At 69.0% G+C, this 19,646-nt stretch carries 19 protein-coding genes; 8 read left to right on the forward strand and 11 right to left on the reverse strand.

Annotated features, from left to right (window positions below; translation table 11 throughout):
• Positions 1 to 2: 2 nt before the first annotated feature.
• The 6 genes from mmsA to BCL67_RS06480 all read right to left on the reverse strand — a co-directional run bounded on the left by mmsA (position 3) and on the right by BCL67_RS06480 (position 8,055).
• Entirely contained in the window at positions 3 to 1,544 is a 1,542-nt protein-coding gene (gene mmsA / locus BCL67_RS06455; RefSeq protein ID WP_106122633.1) for a multiple monosaccharide ABC transporter ATP-binding protein, read from the reverse strand.
• A 103-nt stretch (positions 1,545 to 1,647) separates the two neighbouring features.
• The gene (chvE, locus tag BCL67_RS06460; RefSeq protein WP_106122634.1) at positions 1,648 to 2,811 is read right to left on the reverse strand and encodes a multiple monosaccharide ABC transporter substrate-binding protein; all 1,164 of its coding nucleotides are present in this window, start codon (positions 2,809 to 2,811) and stop codon (positions 1,648 to 1,650) included.
• Positions 2,812 to 2,890: 79 nt separating this feature from the next.
• Entirely contained in the window at positions 2,891 to 4,435 is a 1,545-nt protein-coding gene (araA, locus tag BCL67_RS06465; protein WP_181255915.1) for an L-arabinose isomerase, read from the reverse strand.
• On the reverse strand, positions 4,432 to 5,205 hold the full coding sequence (locus tag BCL67_RS06470; protein ID WP_106122635.1) for an L-ribulose-5-phosphate 4-epimerase: 774 nt from the start codon (positions 5,203 to 5,205) through the stop codon (positions 4,432 to 4,434). The genes araA and BCL67_RS06470 overlap by 4 nt, the downstream gene beginning before the upstream one ends.
• Positions 5,202 to 6,881: a ribulokinase gene (araB, locus tag BCL67_RS06475; RefSeq protein WP_106122636.1), complete on the reverse strand. Its 1,680-nt coding sequence runs from the start codon at positions 6,879 to 6,881 to the stop codon at positions 5,202 to 5,204. The genes BCL67_RS06470 and araB overlap by 4 nt, the downstream gene beginning before the upstream one ends.
• Positions 6,882 to 7,032: 151 nt before the next feature.
• Positions 7,033 to 8,055: a LacI family DNA-binding transcriptional regulator gene (locus tag BCL67_RS06480; protein ID WP_146131095.1), complete on the reverse strand. Its 1,023-nt coding sequence runs from the start codon at positions 8,053 to 8,055 to the stop codon at positions 7,033 to 7,035.
• A gap of 313 nt (positions 8,056 to 8,368) precedes the next feature.
• Between BCL67_RS06480 and BCL67_RS06485 the strand changes: the two genes are divergently transcribed.
• The 5 genes from BCL67_RS06485 to BCL67_RS06505 all read left to right on the forward strand — a co-directional run bounded on the left by BCL67_RS06485 (position 8,369) and on the right by BCL67_RS06505 (position 13,414).
• Positions 8,369 to 9,535, forward strand: a complete 1,167-nt coding sequence (locus BCL67_RS06485; RefSeq protein WP_106122638.1) for a Gfo/Idh/MocA family protein — start codon at positions 8,369 to 8,371, stop codon at positions 9,533 to 9,535.
• Positions 9,536 to 9,615: 80 nt separating this feature from the next.
• Entirely contained in the window at positions 9,616 to 10,830 is a 1,215-nt protein-coding gene (locus tag BCL67_RS06490) for a dihydrodipicolinate synthase family protein (RefSeq protein WP_106122702.1), read from the forward strand.
• Positions 10,827 to 11,747: a sugar phosphate isomerase/epimerase family protein gene (locus BCL67_RS06495; protein ID WP_106122639.1), complete on the forward strand. Its 921-nt coding sequence runs from the start codon at positions 10,827 to 10,829 to the stop codon at positions 11,745 to 11,747. Before BCL67_RS06490 ends, BCL67_RS06495 begins: the two co-directional genes overlap by 4 nt.
• A 38-nt stretch (positions 11,748 to 11,785) precedes the next feature.
• Complete coding sequence (locus BCL67_RS06500; protein WP_106122640.1) at positions 11,786 to 12,214, forward strand: universal stress protein; 429 nt, start codon at positions 11,786 to 11,788, stop codon at positions 12,212 to 12,214.
• 12 nt (positions 12,215 to 12,226) lie between these two features.
• Positions 12,227 to 13,414, forward strand: coding sequence for a glycerate kinase (locus tag BCL67_RS06505; RefSeq protein WP_106122641.1), 1,188 nt, complete (start codon positions 12,227 to 12,229; stop codon positions 13,412 to 13,414).
• Between the two features lie 132 nt (positions 13,415 to 13,546).
• Here BCL67_RS06505 and BCL67_RS06510 read toward each other — a convergent pair whose 3' ends face one another.
• The 5 genes from BCL67_RS06510 to BCL67_RS06530 all read right to left on the reverse strand — a co-directional run bounded on the left by BCL67_RS06510 (position 13,547) and on the right by BCL67_RS06530 (position 17,144).
• Positions 13,547 to 14,350, reverse strand: coding sequence for a SurA N-terminal domain-containing protein (locus tag BCL67_RS06510; RefSeq protein WP_181255916.1), 804 nt, complete (start codon positions 14,348 to 14,350; stop codon positions 13,547 to 13,549).
• 139 nt (positions 14,351 to 14,489) lie between these two features.
• On the reverse strand, positions 14,490 to 14,816 hold the full coding sequence (locus BCL67_RS06515; protein ID WP_106122643.1) for a DUF202 domain-containing protein: 327 nt from the start codon (positions 14,814 to 14,816) through the stop codon (positions 14,490 to 14,492).
• A complete protein-coding gene (locus BCL67_RS06520; RefSeq protein WP_374955628.1) occupies positions 14,816 to 15,265 on the reverse strand; it encodes a YidH family protein in 450 nt (149 codons plus the stop codon). The genes BCL67_RS06515 and BCL67_RS06520 overlap by 1 nt, the downstream gene beginning before the upstream one ends.
• A 157-nt stretch (positions 15,266 to 15,422) precedes the next feature.
• Entirely contained in the window at positions 15,423 to 16,610 is a 1,188-nt protein-coding gene (locus tag BCL67_RS06525) for a pirin family protein (protein WP_106122644.1), read from the reverse strand.
• Positions 16,611 to 16,721: 111 nt separating this feature from the next.
• Complete coding sequence (locus BCL67_RS06530; protein WP_106122704.1) at positions 16,722 to 17,144, reverse strand: organic hydroperoxide resistance protein; 423 nt, start codon at positions 17,142 to 17,144, stop codon at positions 16,722 to 16,724.
• Positions 17,145 to 17,263: 119 nt separating this feature from the next.
• On the opposite strand from BCL67_RS06530, the gene BCL67_RS06535 reads away from it, so the two are divergent.
• The 3 genes from BCL67_RS06535 (at position 17,264) to BCL67_RS06545 (ending at position 19,624) form a co-directional block, all read left to right on the forward strand.
• Positions 17,264 to 18,598, forward strand: a complete 1,335-nt coding sequence (locus tag BCL67_RS06535; RefSeq protein ID WP_146131096.1) for a galactokinase — start codon at positions 17,264 to 17,266, stop codon at positions 18,596 to 18,598.
• A complete protein-coding gene (locus tag BCL67_RS06540; RefSeq protein WP_146131097.1) occupies positions 18,595 to 19,317 on the forward strand; it encodes a pyroglutamyl-peptidase I family protein in 723 nt (240 codons plus the stop codon). The genes BCL67_RS06535 and BCL67_RS06540 overlap by 4 nt, the downstream gene beginning before the upstream one ends.
• A 124-nt stretch (positions 19,318 to 19,441) precedes the next feature.
• Positions 19,442 to 19,624 carry a hypothetical protein gene (locus BCL67_RS06545; RefSeq protein ID WP_106122647.1) on the forward strand — a complete coding sequence of 61 codons (183 nt, stop codon included), beginning with the start codon at positions 19,442 to 19,444 and terminating at the stop codon, positions 19,622 to 19,624.
• The last annotated feature ends 22 nt before the right edge of the window (positions 19,625 to 19,646 follow it).

Genomic DNA, 19,646 nt, shown 5'->3' on the forward strand with positions numbered 1-19,646 from the left:
CCTCAGTCCTTCTCCATAGTCATGAGCTCCATGAGGCGCTCCTGGGTGGCGTCTTCCACGGGAACCTGCCCGGTGATCCGGCCAGAGGACAGCGTGTACACGCGGTCACAGATGCCCAGCACCTCGGGCAGCTCCGAGGAGATGACGATGATCGCCTTCCCCGACGCGGCCAGCTTGTTGATGATCGAATAGATTTCGTACTTCGCGCCGACGTCGATGCCGCGGGTCGGCTCGTCGAGGATCAGCAGCTCTGGCTCGGTGTAGAGCCATTTGCTCAGCACCACCTTCTGCTGGTTTCCCCCGGAGAGCTTGCCGATGACAGACATCACCGTCGGCGCCTTGATGTTCATCGAGGTGCGGTAGCGCTCGGCCACCGCGATCTCCTCGTTGCCGTTGATCCACCCGCGCGGAGCGACCCGCTTGAGGGCCGCGGCGCTGACATTGCGTCGGATGTCGTCGATCAGGTTGAGTCCGTAGCGCTTGCGATCCTCGCTGACATACGCGATGCCGGCCTTGATCGCGTCGGCCACGGAATCGACCTTCACGGGCTTCTTGTGCATGTAGACCGTGCCCGTGATGTCACGCCCGTAGGACTTGCCGAACACGCTCATCGCCAGCTCGGTGCGACCGGCGCCCATGAGTCCGGCGATGCCGACCACCTCTCCGGCACGGACGTTCAGCGAAGCCCCGTCCACGACCTTGCGGCCGGGCTGGGTGGGGTGGTTCACGTGCCAGTCCTCGACCCGGAACACCTCCTCGCCGAGGGTGACCTCGCGGTCCGGGTACATGTTCTCCATGTCACGTCCGACCATGCCGCGGATGATCCGTCGGGTGAGGTCTTCGCCGTTGCGCGTAGCCTCGGCCATGTCGATGGTCTCCACCGTGCTGCCGTCTCGGATGACGGTGGTGGAGTCCGCCACGGCCGCGATCTCGCCGAGCTTGTGCGAGATGATGATGCAGGTGACGCCCTCATCGCGCAGGTCGCGGATGAGGCCGAGCAGGTGTCTGGAGTCGTCGTCGTTCAGAGCAGCCGTGGGCTCGTCGAGGATCAGCAGCTTCACGTTCTTGCTCAGCGCCTTGGCGATCTCCACCAGCTGCTGCTTGCCGACGCCGATGTGGCCCACCGGGGTGACCGGGTTCTCGGACAGGCCGACCTTCTCCAGCAGCCGTACGGCTGCGGAGTTGACCTCGTGCCAGTTGATGATGCCTGCCGTGGCCTTCTCATTGCCCAGGAAGATGTTCTCGGCCACCGAGAGGTGCGGCACCAGAGCCAGCTCCTGGTGGATGATCACGATGCCCAGGTCCTCTGAGTCGTTGATCGAGGAGAAGCTCACATGCTCGCCCTCGAAGTGGATCTCGCCCTCATAGCTGCCTGCCGGGTGCACCCCGGAGAGCACCTTCATCAGGGTGGACTTGCCTGCACCGTTCTCGCCACAGACCGCGTGGATCTCCCCCCGACGCACCTGAAGGTTCACGTCTTTCAGCGCCACCACACCTGGGAACGTCTTGGTGATGGAGCGCATCTCGAGGATGTTCTCGTTCATGGGCCCTCCTTAGGACCTCTGCTTCAGGGCGGGTCCGGGGCTTTCACCCCGGACCCGCCCTGTGCAACTGGTGAGCGATGCTCAGCTCAGATATCGGATGAGATCAGAGCTGGCCGGACTCGACCTGTTCCTCGGTGTAGTACTCGGAGTCCACGAGGATCTCCTCGTAGTTCTCCTGGAGGATCATCTCCACCGGCAGCAGGTAGGAGGGGATGACCGCGGAGCCGTTGTCGTAGCTCTCGGTGTCGTTGGCCTCGGGCTCTTCCCCGTTGAGGAAGGTGTCCGCGGCGTTGACGGCCTGCTCGGCGAGCAGGCGGGTGTCCTTGAAGATGGTGGAGTGCTGCACGCCGTCGGCGATCAGCGAGACGGTCGCGATCTCGGCGTCCTGCCCGGTCACGATCGGCAGCCCGTCTTCGATGGTGTCGCCGAGACCGTCGCTGCGCAGCGCCTGGATGATGCCGCGGGAGAGCGGATCAGCCGGGGCGAGCACACCGTGGAGCTCTTCGTCGCCGCTGTAGGTGCTGGTGAGCAGGTTCTCCATGCGTTCCTGCGCGGTCTCCTGCTCCCAGCGCTGCGTGGCGGCCTGTTCGATGGTGGTCTGACCCGAGGGAACGGTGATCGTCTCGTCCTCGATATACGGCTCGAGGACGTCCATGGCGCCGTCCCAGAAGAACCGCGCATTGTTGTCATCCAGCGATCCGGCGAAGAGCTCGACGTTCAGCGTCTCCTCGGGGGCGTCCTCGGCCGGCTCGAAGTCCTGATCCAGCACGCCGAGCCCGTAGAGCAGCGCGTTGGCCTGGTTCTGGCCCACCGCGAAGTTGTCGAAGGTGACGTAGAAGTCGACGTCCTCGCTGTTGGTCAGCAGCCGGTCGTAGGAGATCACCGGGATGTCTGCCGCGGCGGCGGCGTCGAGCTGGCTGGTCAGCGAGGAGCCGTCGATCGAGGCGATGATCAGCGCGTCATACTCCTGGGTGATCATCTGGTCGATCTGCTGCTGCTGGGTGGGGATGTCGTCATCGGCGAACTGCAGGTCAGCGGTGTAGCCGAGCTCTTCCAGGCCCTCCTCCACCGAGGCGCCGTCATTGACCCAGCGCTCGTAGGTCTGGGTCGGCATCGAGACTCCGACGGTCATGTCCTCCGGTGCTGCGTCGCCGCCACCGGCGTCGTCGCCGCCGCCGTCGCTGCCTGCGCCGCCGCCGGAGCATGCGGTGAGGCCCAGAACCAGGGCCGCCGAGATGCCCAACATCTTCATTGATCGGTTGTGCATGGTGTTTCCTCCTGAGAAGTAGTGCCTGCCCCTTCGGTAGACACGTGGTGCGAATGAGTGGGTGTTGCGTGCGCCGGGGCTAGAGCCCCTGCGCAAGTCGGTGGTAGGCCGCGTTGAAGCGCAGCTCCTGAGCGAAGCCGCGGGCGGTGGTGTCGGCATCGATGACCGCCAGCTCCATGCCTGCGATCTCGGCGAGGTCCTCGAAGGCCTCCAACCCCGCCCCGGTGGAGAGCACCGTGTGATGCGCCGCCCCGGCGGTGAGCCAGCAGGTCGCGGAAGTGGCGAAGTTCGGGCGCGGCTCCCACACGGCGCGGGCCACCGGAAGATTCGGCAGCGGCTCGTCCGGTGCCACGAGGTCCACCAGGTTCGCGGTCAGCCGGAACCGTTCGCGCAGGTCAGACATGGCGACGACGACGCCCTCACCGGGATCGGTGTCGAACACCATCCGGACCGGGTCCTCCCGGTCGCCGATGCCCAGCGGGTGGATCTCGATCCGCGGGGTGGAGGTGGTCAGCGAGGGACAGATCTCCAACATGTGCGCGCCGAGGATCTTCTCCTTCCCCGGAGTCATCTCGTAGGTGTAGTCCTCCATCAACGAGGCGCCCCCGGGCAGGCCATGACCCATGACCTTCGCCGCCCGGACCAGCAGAGCGGTCTTCCAGTCGCCTTCGGCGCCGAACCCGTACCCGGCGCTCATGAGCCGCTGTACGGCCAGGCCGGGAAGCTGGCGCAGTCCGCCGAGGTCTTCGAAGTTGGTGGTGAACGCGGAGAACCCGCCCTCTTGAAGGAAGGAGTGCATCCCGGCCTCCTGCCGGGCGGCATAGGCCAGGGACTCCCGACGCGCCCCGCCGTCCTGAAGCTCGGCCGCGACGTCGTAGTGCGCGTCGTACTCGGCCAGCAGCTCATCGACCTGGGCATCGGTGACGGCGTCGACCCGGGCGACCAGGTCGTTGACCGCCCAGGTGTTGATCGAGGTGCCGAGTCGGATCTCGGCCTCGGTCTTGTCCCCCTCGGTGACCGCGACGTTGCGCATGTTGTCCCCGAATCGGCACACCCGCATGTTCTGCAGCTCGTTCCATCCAGCCGCGGCGCGCGCCCAGCTGGCCACCTCGCCCTGCACCCTGGGATCGGTGCTGTGCCCGACCACGGTCTTGCGCCGGACCCCGGTGCGGGTGGCGATGTAGCCGAACTCGCGGTCACCGTGGGCGGCCTGGTTCAGGTTCATGAAGTCCATGTCGATGTCTGCCCAGGGCAGCGCCATGTTCGCCTGGGTGTGGAAGTGCAGCAGCGGCTTGGCCAGCGCCTCGAGTCCCGCGATCCACATCTTCGCCGGGGAGAAGGTATGCATCCATACGATCACCCCGAGGCAGTCCTCATCCGCGTTGGCCTCCAGTGCGGCGGTGCGGATCGCGTCGCGCTCGGTGAGCACCGGCTTCCACACGATCTGAACCGGGATCTGTTCTGCCGCGTCGAGGGCGCCAGTGACCTGGCGGGACTGCTCGGCGACCTGATCCAGGGTCTCGGGCCCGTAGAGGCCCTGGGATCCGGTGAGGAACCAGATGGACTTGCCCGCGAAGGGAGAGGCCAGCGGGGATCCGGTGGGGCTGGTGGTGCTGGGGCTCATGCGTGGTCCTTCTGTCCATAGACGTTCTGGTAGCGCGCGTAGAGCGCATCGATCTGGTCCTGGTCGATCCGCTGCGGATCGCCGTAGGCGCGGGCGAAGTGCACGGTGCGCGCGACCTCCTCGCAGAGCACCGCGGCCTTCACCGCCTGGCGGGCGTCGGCCCCGATGGTGAAGGGTCCGTGCCGGTCCATCAGCACCGCCTTGGACCGGGAGGCCTCCAAGGTCTCCACGATCCCGCGGCCGATCGAGTCGTCCCCGATCAGCGCGAAGGGCCCGATGGGGATGTCTCCGCCGAACTCATCGGCCATCATGGTCAGCACGCACGGGATCGATTCGCCCCGGGCCGCCCAGGAGGTCGCATAGGAGGAATGGGTGTGGACCACCCCGCCCACATGGGGCATGTGCCGGTAGACGTAGGCGTGGGCGGCGGTGTCGGACGAGGGGGAGAGCCCGATGGAGGTGTCGTCGTCGATCTTGACCCCGTCCAGGGTGCAGACCACCATGTTGCCGGGCTCCAGCTCGTCGTAGCTGACCCCGGAGGGCTTGATCACGAACAGTCCTGACACATCGCCCGAGGCCTGGCCCGCGGCCTCGGCGGCGGCCTGCGCAGCCTCCTGCGGCAGGTCCACCCGGGCTGAGACGTTTCCCGCGGTCCAGGCCACCAGGTCATTGCGCTGCAGCTCGGCATGCAGCCCGGCCACCGTCTCCCGGGCCTCAGCGATCGCCTCGCGGGCGGTGAGCGAGAAATCGTTCAGGTGCAGGGCGTTCATGCGGTGACCTCCTGGTGGTGTGCCCGACGGCGGATGGCCTTGAGCCGGCGCATGACGTCGTTGCCGCCGCGGCCGAAGTAGTCGTGCAGCGCCCGGTATTCGGCGTAGAGCTCGTCATAGGCAGCGGCAGCCTCCGGCTGCGGGGTGTAGGCGTTCTTGCGGCGTCCACCCATGACGGCGCCGGCGGCGGAGGCGTCCGGGTAGGCGCCGGCGGCGACGGCCGCGTGGATGGCCGATCCCAGGGCCGGTCCCTGGGCGGAGACGATGGTCGAGATCGGGAGTCCCGTGATGTCGGCATAGAGCTGCATCAGGAAGGCGTTCCGCAGCAGTCCCCCCGCCACGACGAGCTCGGTCACCGGCACACCGGAGTCGTTGAAGGCTTCGATGATGGTGCGGGTGCCGAAGGCGGTGGACTCCAGCAGGGCGCGGTAGCCGTCCTCGGGCTTGGTGGCCAGCGTCTGGCCGAGCACCAGGCCGGAGAGCTCATGGTCCACCAGCACCGAGCGGTTGCCCGAATGCCAGTCCAGGGCCACCAGTCCGTGCGCGCCGACCGGCTGCGCGGCGGCCTTCTCGGTGAGCAGCTCATGCACGCTCAGTCCCCGGCCCTCGGCCTCGGCGCTGACGCCCCCGGGCACCTGGTTCTCCACATACCAGGCGAAGATGTCACCGACGCCGGACTGACCGGCCTCATAGCCCCAGAGCCCGTCGGTGATCCCGCCATAGACGGCGCCGCACATCCCCGGCACCTCGGCCAGCCGGTCTCCGTTCATCACGTGGCAGGTCGAGGTCCCCATGATGGCGACCATCTGTCCCGGCGCCACCGCGTCGGCGGCGGGGGCGGTCACATGGGCGTCCACGTTGCCGACGGCGACGGCGATGCCCTCCGGCAGCCCGGTCCATGCGGCGGCGGCGGCACTCAGCCCGCCGGCGCGCTCCCCCAGCTGACCGATCCGGTGGTCGAGCTTCTCCGTCACGAAGCCGGAGAACTCGGGGTTCAGGGCGGAGAGGAACTCGGCGTCGGGGTAGCTGCCGTCCTGATAGATGCCCTTATAGCCCGCGGTGCAGGCATTGCGCACATACTCACCGGTCAGCTGCCAGACGATCCAGTCGGCGGCCTCGACCCAGTGGTCCATGGCCGCGTAGATCTCCGGGTCCTCCTCGAGGATCTGCAGTCCCTTGGCGAACTCCCATTCAGAGGAGATGAATCCGCCGTAGCGGTTGATCCAGGACTCCCCGCGGGAGTGGGCGAGCTCGTTGATCCGGTCGGCCTGCGCCTGGGCGGCGTGGTGCTTCCACAGCTTCACGTAGGCATGCGGACGGTCGGCGTAGTCGGGCAGCTCGCTGAGCGGGGTGCCCTCAGTCGTGGTGGGCACCATGGTGCAGGCGGTGAAGTCAGTGGCGATGCCGATGACCTGCTCGGGAGCGACGCCGGCCTCACGCAGGGCCTCCGGGACCGCGGACCTGAGCACCTCGACGTAGTCGCCGGGGACCTGCAACGCCCATTCCGGGGGCAGCGGCTGGCCGCGGTGGGCGCTGAGCGTCGCATCCATGACCGCGTGGCGGTAGGCGTGGACGGCGGATCCGAGCTCTGCGCCGTCGCTGACCCGCACCACCAAAGCCCGCCCCGAGAGCGTGCCGTAGTCGACACCGATGACGACTGCGTCCGCAGCAGACATTGAACACCGTTCTTCCTTGAACTGGAACTGGCCCCGGGCCGGAGGTGACCGTGAGCGGCATGTGGGCGTGACCTCAGTCACGTGATCCACGTCTCAGCAATGTTAACGTTAACATCGCACTCCACGTCAAGAGCTGTTCCAGATTTTTATTTCAGCCGCGCAGGGCGGTGGATCCGCGCTCGACCAGCTCCGGAGAGATGAAGTTCGGCACATGGGTCAGCCCGTCGCTGACGTCGAGCAGCAGCTCCAAGGCGGCACGTCCGGCCTCTTCGAAAGGCTGGCGCACCGTGGTCAGCGGCGGCGAGAAGTACCCGGCCGCGTCGACGTCGTCGAACCCGACCACCGAGATGTCCCCCGGGACCGAGAGTCCATGTTCGGCCAGGGCGCGGATCAGCCCCAGCGCGATGAAGTCGTTCGATGCGAAGATCGCATCCGGCAGCGCCGGCAGGCTGAAGAGCTGCTGGGCGGCCTCATAGCCGGCCTCGGCGGTCCAGCCTGAGGCGCGGATCATCCGCGGGGCGCTGAGGTCGGCGACGGCGAGCGCCTGCCGCCACCCGACCACGCGTCCGCGGGCGTCGAACCAGTCCATAGGTCCGGCGATGTGCGCGATCGAGCGATGACCGCAGTCGATCAGGTGCTGGGTGGCCCGGCGGGCACCGAGCTCCTGGTCGATGCCCGCCACGTTCATGTTCCCGGCGGGCCAGAGCCCGGAGGTGACCAGCACCAGCGGGACACGGGTGGAGAGCTGCTTGGCCGCCTCAGCCAGGGCAGGCACCGGGGTGATCACCACGATCCCCTCGATGCCGTGACTGAGGAAGAAGTCCAGCGTGGAATCCACCGTCGCGGCGCGCTGGTCGCGGACCACGCTGAGCGCCGTGGCGTAGCCGCGCTGTCGGGCGGCGTTCTCGATGGCCCAGGTCATCCGGGTCGGGCCGAAGTCGGTGTCACCCGGGCTGACCACCCCGATCAGCCCGGTGCTCTGGGTCTTCAGCGCCCGGGCCTGGCTGTTGCGCCGATACCCCAGGGTCGCCATGGAGCGTTCGATCCGCTCGCGAGTGTCCGGGTGGACCGTCTCGGGGGCGTTGAGCACCCGGGAGACGCTCTGATGCGAGACACCGGCATGCTTGGCGACGTCGACCATCGACGGCCGCCTGGCCCCTCTGCGCTTGGCCACGCTCACCCCGCGGCTCCTCTCCCTTGCCCGAGATGATCCTGCCACATCCCAGCGCCGGATCGACTCGCACCTGGCCGGCGCCCCTTCGCGACTGCGGCGCGGCTCGGCTGGGCCCCCTCACGACAGCGCGGCTCGGCTGCAGCACGACTCGACGCGGCCGGATCGTCGAGGACCTTCGCTCTCGCAATCGCAGGAAGCCTCATCCGGCGCACACTCGACGCCACCTCATCAATTGTGACGTTTGACACAACTAACTCGAGGAGAATACGTTGGAAAGCGCATTCCCACTCGCGCCTCCAAGGAGTCCCCCACCATGTCTGAGCCCCGCGTCCTGCGCATCGCCATGAACGGCATCACCGGTCGAATGGGATACCGCCAGCACCTGCTGCGGTCGATCCTGCCTATCCGTGATCAGGGCGGCATCACCCTCGCGGACGGCTCCAAGGTCACCGTCGAGCCCATCCTGATCGGGCGCAACGAGGCGAAGATCAGGGAGCTGGCCGCCGAGCACGGCGTCGAGCACTACAGCACCGACCTCGACGCCGTGATCAATGATCCCTCCGTGGACATCGTCTTCGACGCCTCGATGACCTCGCTGCGCCACGCCACGCTGTCCAAGGCGATCGGCGCCGGCAAACACATCTTCACCGAGAAGCCGACCGCCGAGACCCTGGACGAGGCGGTGGACCTGGCACGCCAGGCCAAGGCCGCGGGCATCACCGCCGGCGTCGTCCACGACAAGCTCTACCTCCCGGGCCTGGTCAAGCTGCGCCGCCTGGTGGAGGAGGGCTTCTTCGGCCGGATCCTCTCGCTGCGCGGGGAGTTCGGCTACTGGGTCTTCGAGGGCGACCACCAGCCCGCGCAGCGCCCCTCCTGGAACTACCGGCTCGCCGACGGCGGTTCGATGACCATCGACATGTACTGCCACTGGAACTACGTGCTCGAGAACATCATCGGCACGGTCAAGACCGTCACCTCCAAGACCGCCACACATATCCCGCAGCGCTGGGACGAACACGGCGAGGCGTACACCGCAGATGCCGACGACGCCGCCTACGGCATCTTCGACCTCGAGACGCCCGGGGGCGATCAGGTCATCGGCCAGATCAACTCCTCCTGGGCCGTGCGCGTCTACCGCGACGAGCTCGTGGAGTTCCAGATCGACGGCACCTACGGCTCCGCGGTGGCCGGACTGAACAAGTGCGTGGCCCAGCAGCGCGCCCACACCCCGAAGCCGGTCTGGAACCCGGACCTGCCGGTCAGCGAGTCCTTCCGCGACCAATGGAGCGAGGTGCCGGCCAACGGCGACCTGGACAACGGCTTCAAGGCGCAGTGGGAGGAGTTCCTGGCCGACGTCGTCGCCGGTCGCGAGCACCGCTTCGGCCTGCTCTCGGCCGCCCGCGGCGTCCAGCTGGCCGAGCTCGGACTGCAGTCTGCCGCTGAGCGCCGCACACTCGACATCCCGGAAATCACCCTGTGAGCACCCCCCGCCCTGCCGGCACCGCGCGCCCGGACAGCTCCACCGCCCAGAGCGGCACCGCCGCGACCTCCACCGCCTCCCTGCCCACGCTGCGGCTGCCCTCACCCGAGGGCCAGCTGCTGGACTACACGATGACGGGCCCCGCAGACTTCGCTCCGCCGAGCAGGCCGCTGACCTCGCGGAAGGTCTACGCCGCGGCACACGTGGTGCCGGTGATGACGGCGGAGAACGTCCCCGGCGCACCCGCGCAGCTGGACTGGGAGGCCACCCTGGCCTACCGGCACGAGCTGTGGTCCTACGGGCTCGGCGTCGCCGATGCCATGGACACCGCCCAGCGTGGAATGGGTCTGGACTGGGCGGCGACCCAGGAGCTGATCCACCGCTCCGCGGCCGAGGCCGCCGCCGTGGTGCGCACGCAGCGCCACCCCGCGGTGATCGGCCGCTCGGTGCGGGACCTGATCGCCTGCGGCGCCGGCACCGACCAGCTCGATCCCGGCTCCCTCGAGCCGGGACGGGCAGGTCTGCAGGCCGTGCTCGCCGCCTATCAGGAACAGCTCACGGTGGTCGAGGACTCCGGGGCGAAGGTCATCCTGATGGCCTCCCGCGCCCTGGCGAAGGTGGCGAGCGGCCCCGAGGACTACCTCACGACCTACTCGCAGCTGCTCGAGCAGGCCAGGGAGCCGGTCATCCTGCACTGGCTGGGCACCATGTTCGACCCCGCCCTCACCGGCTACTGGGGCTCCAGCGACGTCACGGCCGCGACCAGCACCTTCCTGACGCTGATCCAGGACCATGCCGAGAAGGTCGACGGCGTGAAGGTCTCGCTGCTCGACGCCGCCCATGAGAAGCAGCTGCGCGCCGACCTCCCCGCGGGCGTGCGCCTCTACACCGGAGACGATTTCAACTACCCGGAGCTGATCCACGGCGAGGACGGGGTCCACTCCGATGCGCTGCTGGGCATCTTCGCGGCGATCTACCCGGCGGCCTCGGCGGCGCTGCAGGCCTACGACGCCGGAGACCCGGAGCGCGGACTGGCGATCATGGACTCCACCCGGGCTCTGGGCAAGCACATCTTCGCCGCCCCCACCCTGTACTACAAGACCGGCATCGCGTTCCTCGCCTGGCTCAACGGCCACCAGAGGGGATTCCAGCTGGTGGGCGGGCTGCATTCGGGACGCTCGCTGACCCACCTGGCACACACCTTCGTGCTCGCCGATCAGGCCGGGCTGCTGCGCGACCCGCAGCTGGCGGCCGAGCGGATGAGCGCGCTGCTGAAGACCGGAGGACTCGGATGAGCTTCGAACTCTCGCTGAACACCGGCACGACCCCGCACCTGAGCCTGGAGCAGGCGGCCGAGGCGGTCGCCGCCTCCGGACTCAAGCACATCGGCCCCTGGCGGCATCTGCTGGAGCAGGGCGGCGGTGCCGAGAAGGCCGCAGGCATCATCGCCGGCGCCGGACTCACCACCACCACCCTGTGCCGCGGCGGGTTCCTCACCCCGGCGGACCCGGAGGGGCGCCGCGCCGCCCTGGAGTCGAACCGGGCCGCGATCCGCGAGGCGGCGACCATCGGCACGGCCGAGCTGATCATGGTGGTCGGCGGACTCCCGGCTGCCGCGCATCTCCTCGGTGCGCGAAGCAGCGCCGCCGAGCAGAACGCCGCAGACAAGGACATCATCGGTGCCCGGGGACGCGTCGCCGAGGGCATCGCCGAACTGGTGCCCTACGCCGCCGAACACGGGGTCCGGCTGGTCCTGGAGCCGCTGCACCCGATGTACGCCGCAGACCGCGCGGTGCTCTCCACCCTGGGTGAGGCCCTGGACCTGGCGGCTCCGCACCCGGCGGAGACGGTCGGCGTCGTCGTCGACACCTTCCACGTCTGGTGGGACCCGCAGCTGCGCGAGATGATCGCCCGCGCCGGCGCCGAGCACCGCATCGCGAGCTATCAGGTGTGTGACTTCAACCTGCCGCTGGCCGCCGACGCGCTGAAGTCTCGCGGCATGATGGGCGACGGCTACGTGGACTTCCCCAGCATCAGCCGCTGGGTGGCCGAGGCCGGCTACACCGGACCCGTCGAGGTCGAGATCTTCAACCAGCAGATCAATGACCAGGACGCCGCGACCACGCTGGAGACCATGAAGCAGCGCTATGCCCAGCTGGTGCTGCCCGCCCTGCGGGAGGGCGACCAACATCTCGACGCTCAAGTACGCTGATGCGTGGCAAAACTCACAGAACATCGAAGGAGAACATCATGACGGGACCCATCGTCGTCGGTGTGGACGGAAGTCCGACAGCCCAGCGCGCAGCCCACAAGGCCCGCGATCTCGCCCAGAAGCTCGACGTCGCGCTGCACGTCGTCTCCGCGCACACCGATGCCACCATCGAGCATGTCAACAGCGGCTCCGACCAGTGGGTCGTCTCCGGGGCCGATAACGCGCTCTACATCGCCGAGCAGGTGGTCAGGGGACTGCGCACGCCCGGCCTGAAGATCCAGGCGGGCTCCGCCCAGGGGAAGCCCGCCGAGGCCCTCATCGACTACGCCGAGAAGGCCGGCGCCCAGCTGATCGTCGTGGGAAACCAGCGCATGCGCGGTGCCCGACGAGTCCTGGGAAGCGTGGCGAACTCCGTGTCACACACCGCAGGATGCGACGTCTACATCGCGAACACCTACGCCGACTAGGTCCGGCAGAGCATGGCGGATCCTGATGTCCTGAGCACCCCTGCGGCTGCCGTACAGCGCATCGTCTGCGTCCCTGACTCCTTCAAGGGTTCCGTCACTGCCGCTGAGGCGGCCGCGGCGATGGCCCGCGGGGCCCGCCAGGTCTTCGGTGCGGCGGAGATCGTGGAGCTGCCCTTCGCCGACGGCGGCGAGGGCACCCTGGAGGCGCTGCTCGCCGCGTGGGGGCGCTCGGCGGAGACGCTCGAGGTCAGCGATGCGCTGGGACGGCCGGTGACCGCGCATTATGGGCGCTCGGCCGACGGACGCACCGGGGTGATCGAAGCAGCCCAGGGCAACGGGCTGCCGCAGGTCTCCGATGTGGCGCTGCGGCCGCTGCGCGCGGACACCTTCGGGGTGGGACTCATCGCGCGCACCCTGCTGGATGACCCCGATTGTGCCGAGATTCTGCTCTGCATCGGCGGATCAGCGAGCACCGACGGCGGTACCGGGCTGCTGCGCGCCCTGGGTGCCGAGTTCCTCGACCCCGCGGGTGAGCCTGTGGCCCCAGGGGGTGGCGGGCTGAGTCAGATCAGCGCCGTGGACCTCACAGGACTTCACCCGCGCGCCCGAGCGGTGGACTGGCGGATCGCGGTGGACGTGGACAACCCGCTCACCGGCGAGCGCGGGGCCGCGGCGGTGTTCGGACCGCAGAAGGGCGCGACGCCCGAGGAGATCGACCTGCTGGATGATGGCCTGGCGCATCTCGCGCAGATGCTGGCCGGACACAGCGGCACCGATCCTCGGGAGCTGCGCGAGACCCCAGGCTTCGGGGCCGCCGGCGGTATGCCGCTGGCCCTGTCGGTGCTCCTCGGGGCGCAGGTGCTGCCCGGCTCGCAGATGGTCGCCGAGGCGCTGGACCTGCAGGGCACCCTGGCCCAGGCGGATCTGGTGATCACCGGGGAGGGATCCCTGGACACCCAGTCTCTGGGCGGCAAGGTCGTCCAGGCGGTCCGGCGCGGCGCGCCCTTCGAGACGCCGGTGCTGGTGATCGCGGGCGGCGTCCGGCTCAGCGCGGAGCAGTGCCGTGCGGCGGGACTCACGGCGGCGTTCTCGATCGCACCCGGCGCGGCCTCGCTGCAGGACCTGCTGACCCGAGCGCCTGAGCTGATCGAAGACACCACCGCCCAGGCCTGCGGGCTGCTGCGGCACAGCATGTCCTGAATCACAGCCTGTCCGGAGTCACCACCTGGTCTGGCTCACAGCCACTCCTGAGCCACGACCACTCCTGAGCCACAGTCGGCGGTGACCCAGCTTTCAGCGGGTCACCGCCGACTCTGACCCCAGGAGTGTGGATCAGAGGTGGGTCTGGATGTCCGCGGCCTCACGCAGCTCATCGACGTGGGCCAGTGCGGCCTCATTGCGGGCCTCATCGGTGGCCTGCGTCTCGAGGTCCTCACGCACCTCGTCGAACGGTGGGATCTCGGCGGCTTCTGCGCCCTCGGCGCCCTCGGCACCTGCGGCTTCTTCCTGGGCGGCGACGGCCTCGTCATAGATCTCACGCAGCTCCTCCTCGGAGGGCTCCGGGACCTCGAGCTGCTCGAGCACCTGGTTGATCAGCACCTGGCTCTCAGCGTCCGAGGTCAGCTGCTCCTCGTCCATGCCCTGCTCTTCATAGGCCTCGATGAACTCCTCGGGGGAGCCCATGCCGGCGCTCTCCGCGGCATCCGCGATGATCGCGTCGACCTCCTCCTGGGAAGCCTCGTAGCCCTCCTCCTCGGCGTCCTGGAGCAGCAGCTCGTTGCCGATCATGGATTCCAGGGTCTGCTCCTTGAGCTGATCCTGGTCCGGCTCCTCGCCGGTCATCTGCGACTGCATCGCCATCTGCTGGAACTGGGACTCGTAGAGCACCGTGAAGTCCTCGCCGCTGAGCTCGTCGCCGTTGACCTCCGCCACGACCTCAGGAATGTCCGAGGTATCGGCCTCCGGCATCTCCGCCTGCTCGCCGCTCGCGCCCTCTTCGGGGCTGGCGGCCGCTTCCTGCGAGCTCTGCTCCCCGGCGCCGGCGTCGCCGGACTCCGAGTCGGATGAGTCGCCGCATGCGGACAGGGCGAGCACGCCGGCGAGTGCGAAACCGGTGGTGATCATTTTCTTCGACAAGGCAAGGACCTCCTGTTGGTAGTCGAGCGCGAAACGTAGCATGCCCAGCCCGACGCAGGGGCCAGCCGCTGTTCAGCTGGGATTCAGGCCCGGACTCCCGTCCCAGGCCAGGCGTTCCGGCGCAGCCCGCAGCCGCGGATCAGGCCAGTACGGCCATCACTCCCAGGATCCCAAGCACCACGGTGGCCACCGTGGTGGCCAGCACGGCCGGCACATCGGCCTCCACCTGCTCTGCCGCGATGCCGCGGGACTGCCGCGAGTACCGCCGGCGCTGGGTCGCATAGATGGAGCCGGCGACGACGGCGCAGCTCAGCGTCAGCCCCACGGTCCAGAGGCCGTAGTGCGGCAGCCAGCGCAGGAAGACCGCACCCACCACCGCGAAGAGCATCATGGTCCTGCCCCAGGACAGGACGGTGCGTTCGGGCTGCAGGCCCGGATCCGCATGCAGCGGCGCCGCGGGGGACATCAGTCCAGCACCACCAGCGCGATGACCACGGCCATGGCGACCCCCGAGGCGAAGCTCAGCAGCGGGATGATCAGCGGCATGGGCAGCGGCTGCCCCAGTCGCATGCTGCGCTCCACGTTGAGCCAGCGCATCGCCGCACCGACGCTGATCAAGAGGCCCACGCTGATCGTGAGCACCGAGACCACCGTGCGGTAGGGATCGGCGAACACGTCGGCGGCGAAGGCCTCCACCGCGACGCCGCCGGCGAGGAACGCCAGGGCGGTGCGGATCCAGGCCAGGAAGGTGCGCTCGTTGGCGAGGGTGAAGCGTGGGTCAGGCTCCTGACCACGTGCCAGCAGCCGGGAGCTCAGCCGTCCCCGCGTGGGGGCGCCCGAGGGGTCCTCGCTCGCGACGTCTCGGCTCGCGCGGTCTCCGCTCCCTACATCGCCGCTCAATGGGTCGTCGCTCACTGAGCCTCCTGCTCGCCGGTCTGCCGTCGCTCACTGCGAGCGCGCATTCAAGTCTTGCACAGCGGGCGAGACCCCGGACTGAGCCGACCTGCTCCGCGGCCTGCCGCCACGGCGCAGTCCGCCAGCCCTTGGGACGCCCAAGTTCAGCGACCCACCCTCAGCCGCGGGGCTTCATCCGGGTGTTGGGCAGCTCCGGCGCCGGCAGCGGGGCGGCCTGGCCGGGCGGGAAGTCCCCGAACTGCGGGAACACCCGGCCGTCGTCGTACCGGGCCTCGGCCAGCGCATCGCGAAGCCTTCCGTGTACCGGGTTCCCCAGCGCCCCGGCAGGGACCGAGACCTGGTGCTCCGAGCCGTCAGCGCGGGCCGCCCGTTCGGTGGCGCCGCCCTCGGCGGCACCGGCAGAGGTGTGCAGCGGCGAGTCCTCCGCCGGGGGTTCGAAGCCCATCTCGGCCTGATAGGCGCTGCGGAAGGCCACGATCTCATCGTGGCTGCGGCCCACGAAGTTCCACCACATCACGATCTGTTCGCCAAGGGGCTCCCCGCCGATCAGCAGGGCCAGGACCGGCTCATCGAGGGCCTCCACCCGCAGGATAGTGGTTCCGGTATCGGTCACCGCCAGATGGTCCTCGTCCACCAGGGCGCCGTTGAGCCGCACCGCGCCGGAGATCCGCAGCAGCCCGTGCTCATGATCGGCGGGCACCTCGATCTCGAGCACAGTGCCCGGTTCCAGCCGCAGCTGAGCCCCGGTCAGCGGGAGATAGGTCTTGACCGGTGAGCGCTGCCCGAGCAGCTCACCCAGAAACACGCAGGCCTCCCAGCCGGGCCCCTGCACCGGATCCGGGCGGTGGGTCTCCAAGGAGGGCTCCACGAAGCGGTGCGCATCCGGGAACGCGTACCAGAGCTGGGCGCCGTGCAGCACGGTGGTGTCGGAGGTGGAGTACTCGGAGTGGCTGATCCCGCTGCCGGCATTCATCAGGGCGACCTCGCCGGGGCGCACGGTGGCCCAGTTCCCGGCGGAGTCCATATGGTCGATCCGCCCCTGGAAGAGCCAGGAGACGGTGGCCAGCCCGGTGTGCGGATGCCGGGGCACCCGCATGGGCGTGGCCTCGGTCAGGTCATCGGGCCCGTAGAAGTCCAGGAAGCACCAGGCCCCGACGAGCGACCGTGCCCGCTGCGGCAGGGTCCGGCGCACCGTCATCGCCCGCGGCCCGCCCAGCGGCACCGTGCGCGGCTCGAGCAGCTCCACCCCGCCCTCGGCGCGGGTGACCCCATCACGCAGACCCTCGAAGGTGTAGGGCCCGTTGATGCAGACCTGCTCCTGCGGTTCGGTCTCGGTGCTGCTCATCGCCGTCTCCTCATCCTGCTCATCGGGTTCGAGTCAATTCTTTCAAAATTGAACGACAAAGCCCAGGCTGTCCGCCCCGGGCGCAGAGACCGTGCCCGGGGCGGCAGGGTCTCAGTCGTCCGAGACGGTGACCGTGACCTCGATATTGCCGCGGGTGGCCTTGGAATAGGGGCAGAAGGCATGGGCCTTCTCGGCGAGCGCCTCGGCCTGGGCCTGATCGACGTGCGGGATGACCACCTCGATGACCACGGCGAGGCCGAAGCCGCCGTCGTCGTCCTTGCCGATGCTCACCTTTGCGCCGACCGAGGAATCGCTGACATCAGCACCCTCGCCGGCGGCGATCTTGCGCAGCGCCCCGTGGAAGCAGGCGGCATAGCCGGCCGCGAAGAGCTGCTCCGGGTTCGCGCCCTCGCCCGAGCCGCCCATCGGTGCCGGAGTGCTCAGGTTCAGGTCGATCATCCCGTCTGAGGTGCGGGTGCGCCCGTTGCGTCCGTCGCCGGTGGCCAGTGCTTCTGCGGTGTACACAGTCTCGATCGCCATGAAGGGATCCTCTCGATAGTCCTGCAGCGTGTGCGGCCGCTGCGGTGATGTCGCAGCAGTGCCGGTCATCCCCATAAAACACCACACCGCTGTGGGTGGCACAATGGAACATCGTGCGAACTACCGATGCCGTCTGGCTTGCCCCTGGCGAACCACAAGAGATCCAATCTGACCTGGTCACCCGCTTCCAAGAGGAGTATGGCCGGGCAGCTTCGGGCACCTGGTTCGCCCCCGGCCGAGCCAACCTCAACGGCGAGCACATCGATTTCCACGCCGGTCGCTGCCTGCCGATGGCCCTGGCACACGGGACCTATGTCGCCGCGGCCCCGCGCACCGACGGCAAGCTCCGCCTGCGCACCCTCGACGCCTCGCTCGACGACGGAGTCACCACCGTGCGCCCCGATCAGATCGGACCGGACGCCCCCGCGGAACCGGCCCACTGGAGCCACTACGTCTCCGGGGTGCTCTGGGCGCTGCGAGAGCTGGGCAGGTCCCAGCCCGAGTTCGCAGTGGATGCCGACTTCGGCGCGGATCTGCTGGTTGTCTCCACGCTGCCGATCGGCGGCGGGCTCTCCTCCTCGGCGGCGCTGGAGTGCGCATCGATCCTCGCCTTCCTCGCCCTGGGCACCCCTTTCGGCCAGGACAACCCGCTGCAGGACCTCAACGCCGCACTGACCCGGCAGAACCGCACGGATCTCGCCGCCGCCTGTGTGCGCGCCGAGGTGGAGGTCGTCGGCGCCGGCACCGGCGGCCTGGATCAGAGCGCCGCGATGCGCGCCCGCCCGGGCAAGGTGCTCTCGCTGGACTGTCGGGACTTCAGCGTCACCCCGCTGGACATCGGCTGCATCCAGCGCGGTTACCGGTTGATCGCGGTGGACACCGGGGAGGCGCACCGTCTGGCCGACGGCCAGTTCGGGGATCGACGGGCCGACGCCGAGGCCGCCGCCCGGCTGCTGGGCTTCGACCGGCTGCGCGACGCGCTGCCCGAGCACCCGCGCAAGGCCGACGTCTCCCATGTGCTGGAGGAGTTCGACCGGCTCGCGGAACAGCTCGAGGCTCTCGAGGGGCGCAGCATCGAAGCCTGCCGGCGTCGGCTGCGTCATGCCCTGACCGAGATGGTGCGCTCCGAGAAGCTGCACCACCTGCTCTCCGGGGAGGCCTACGGCGTGCGCCATATCGCCTCCACGGTCGGAGACATCCTCACCGCAGCTCATATGAGCATGCGCGACGACGCGGAGGTCTCCTTCGACGTCGCCGACCTCGTGGTGGAGACCGCGCTGGCCCAGGGCGCCGAGGGTGCCCGGCTGATCGGCGGCGGTTTCGGCGGATCGGTGCTGGTGCTGATCTCCCCCGCCGCGATCCCCAAGCTCACCGCGGCGCTGGAGCGGATCAGTCGCGGCATCCGGCTGCTCGACGTCGCGCCCTCCGCCGCCGCGCACGCGCTGTGACCTCGCCCCGGGACGCCCGGCGCCGGGTCCTTGATCCTCCGGCCGATCCGCAGCGTCCGATGAACTCGGCACGCACGGTGCTGCTGACCGGGTTCGAGCCCTTCGCCGGCATGGACCACAACCCCTCCTGGGACGTGGTCACCGAACTGGCCGCCGTTGCTGATCGAGTGGGGCTGCACGCCCAGCAGGTCCACGGCGAGGTCGCCGTGCGCACGGCGCTGCTGCCGGTGGAGTTCCGCGCCAGCGCCGAGCGGCTGTCCGAGCAGATCAACGCCTGCGCCCCGGATCTGGTGATCGCCGTGGGCCTGGCCGCCGGCACCGAGACGGTGCGGCTGGAACGCGTCGGCCTGAACCTGCGCGACGCCAGGATTCCGGACAATGCAGGGCATCAGCCCACCGAGGAGCCGGTCGTCTCCGGCGGTCAGCCCGCGCTGTTCTCCACGCTGCGGCTGAAGGCGGCGCATGCGGCGATCAGCGCGGCAGGCATCCCGGTGGCGCTCTCGCTGAGCGCCGGCAGCTTCGTGTGCAACAGCGTGCTCTATTCGCTGCTGCACGCTGTCCCGACGTCAGTGCCGGCCGGCTTCGTCCACGTCCCCGACCTCTCCCGGGATGACTCACCGGTGCACCGCACTCAGGCGGTGCAGGCCCTGGATCTGCTGATCACCGAGTCCCTGCGCCCGGAGCCCGACCTCCAGGTGCCCGCCGGTCAGCTGCACTGAGCTTCTGTGCCGCCCGGCCAAGGTCTACCTCCCGCCCAGCTCATCTCCAGAGACGCTTCCTAGACTCCAGGTCAGAACGTACTGACCATCCACCCGGCACTGCCCTGCCAAGCGAGGTGCACCAATGTCATCTCATCCCGCACGTTCCCACCATCGGAGCCTGGATCATCCGGCTCCGACACCCGCGTCCCAGCCTGCCCCGGAACTCGGGCGCGCCAACTCCGACGTCACCGTGGCGATCACCCTGGGCGTCGGCATCGGGGTGATCGTGTTCCTCATGGTCCTCCCCTACCTCGGCGGGATCTGACCCCGCACCTCTGCGGATCTGC

Origin of the sequence: Nesterenkonia sandarakina (genome assembly GCF_003003175.1) — a bacterium.
Lineage (GTDB): Bacteria > Actinomycetota > Actinomycetes > Actinomycetales > Micrococcaceae > Nesterenkonia > Nesterenkonia sandarakina_A.

Coding starts and splice junctions, on each gene's coding strand:
- araA (WP_181255915.1), bottom strand. CDS start 4,435: ATGAGCCCCAGCACCACCAGCCCCACCGGATCCCCGCTGGCCTCTCCC.
- mmsA (WP_106122633.1), bottom strand. CDS start 1,544: ATGAACGAGAACATCCTCGAGATGCGCTCCATCACCAAGACGTTCCCA.
- BCL67_RS06500 (WP_106122640.1), top strand. CDS start 11,786: ATGACGGGACCCATCGTCGTCGGTGTGGACGGAAGTCCGACAGCCCAG.
- chvE (WP_106122634.1), bottom strand. CDS start 2,811: ATGCACAACCGATCAATGAAGATGTTGGGCATCTCGGCGGCCCTGGTT.
- BCL67_RS06525 (WP_106122644.1), bottom strand. CDS start 16,610: ATGAGCAGCACCGAGACCGAACCGCAGGAGCAGGTCTGCATCAACGGG.
- BCL67_RS06470 (WP_106122635.1), bottom strand. CDS start 5,205: ATGAACGCCCTGCACCTGAACGATTTCTCGCTCACCGCCCGCGAGGCG.
- BCL67_RS06495 (WP_106122639.1), top strand. CDS start 10,827: ATGAGCTTCGAACTCTCGCTGAACACCGGCACGACCCCGCACCTGAGC.
- araB (WP_106122636.1), bottom strand. CDS start 6,881: ATGTCTGCTGCGGACGCAGTCGTCATCGGTGTCGACTACGGCACGCTC.
- BCL67_RS06515 (WP_106122643.1), bottom strand. CDS start 14,816: ATGTCCCCCGCGGCGCCGCTGCATGCGGATCCGGGCCTGCAGCCCGAA.
- BCL67_RS06545 (WP_106122647.1), top strand. CDS start 19,442: ATGTCATCTCATCCCGCACGTTCCCACCATCGGAGCCTGGATCATCCG.
- BCL67_RS06485 (WP_106122638.1), top strand. CDS start 8,369: ATGTCTGAGCCCCGCGTCCTGCGCATCGCCATGAACGGCATCACCGGT.
- BCL67_RS06505 (WP_106122641.1), top strand. CDS start 12,227: ATGGCGGATCCTGATGTCCTGAGCACCCCTGCGGCTGCCGTACAGCGC.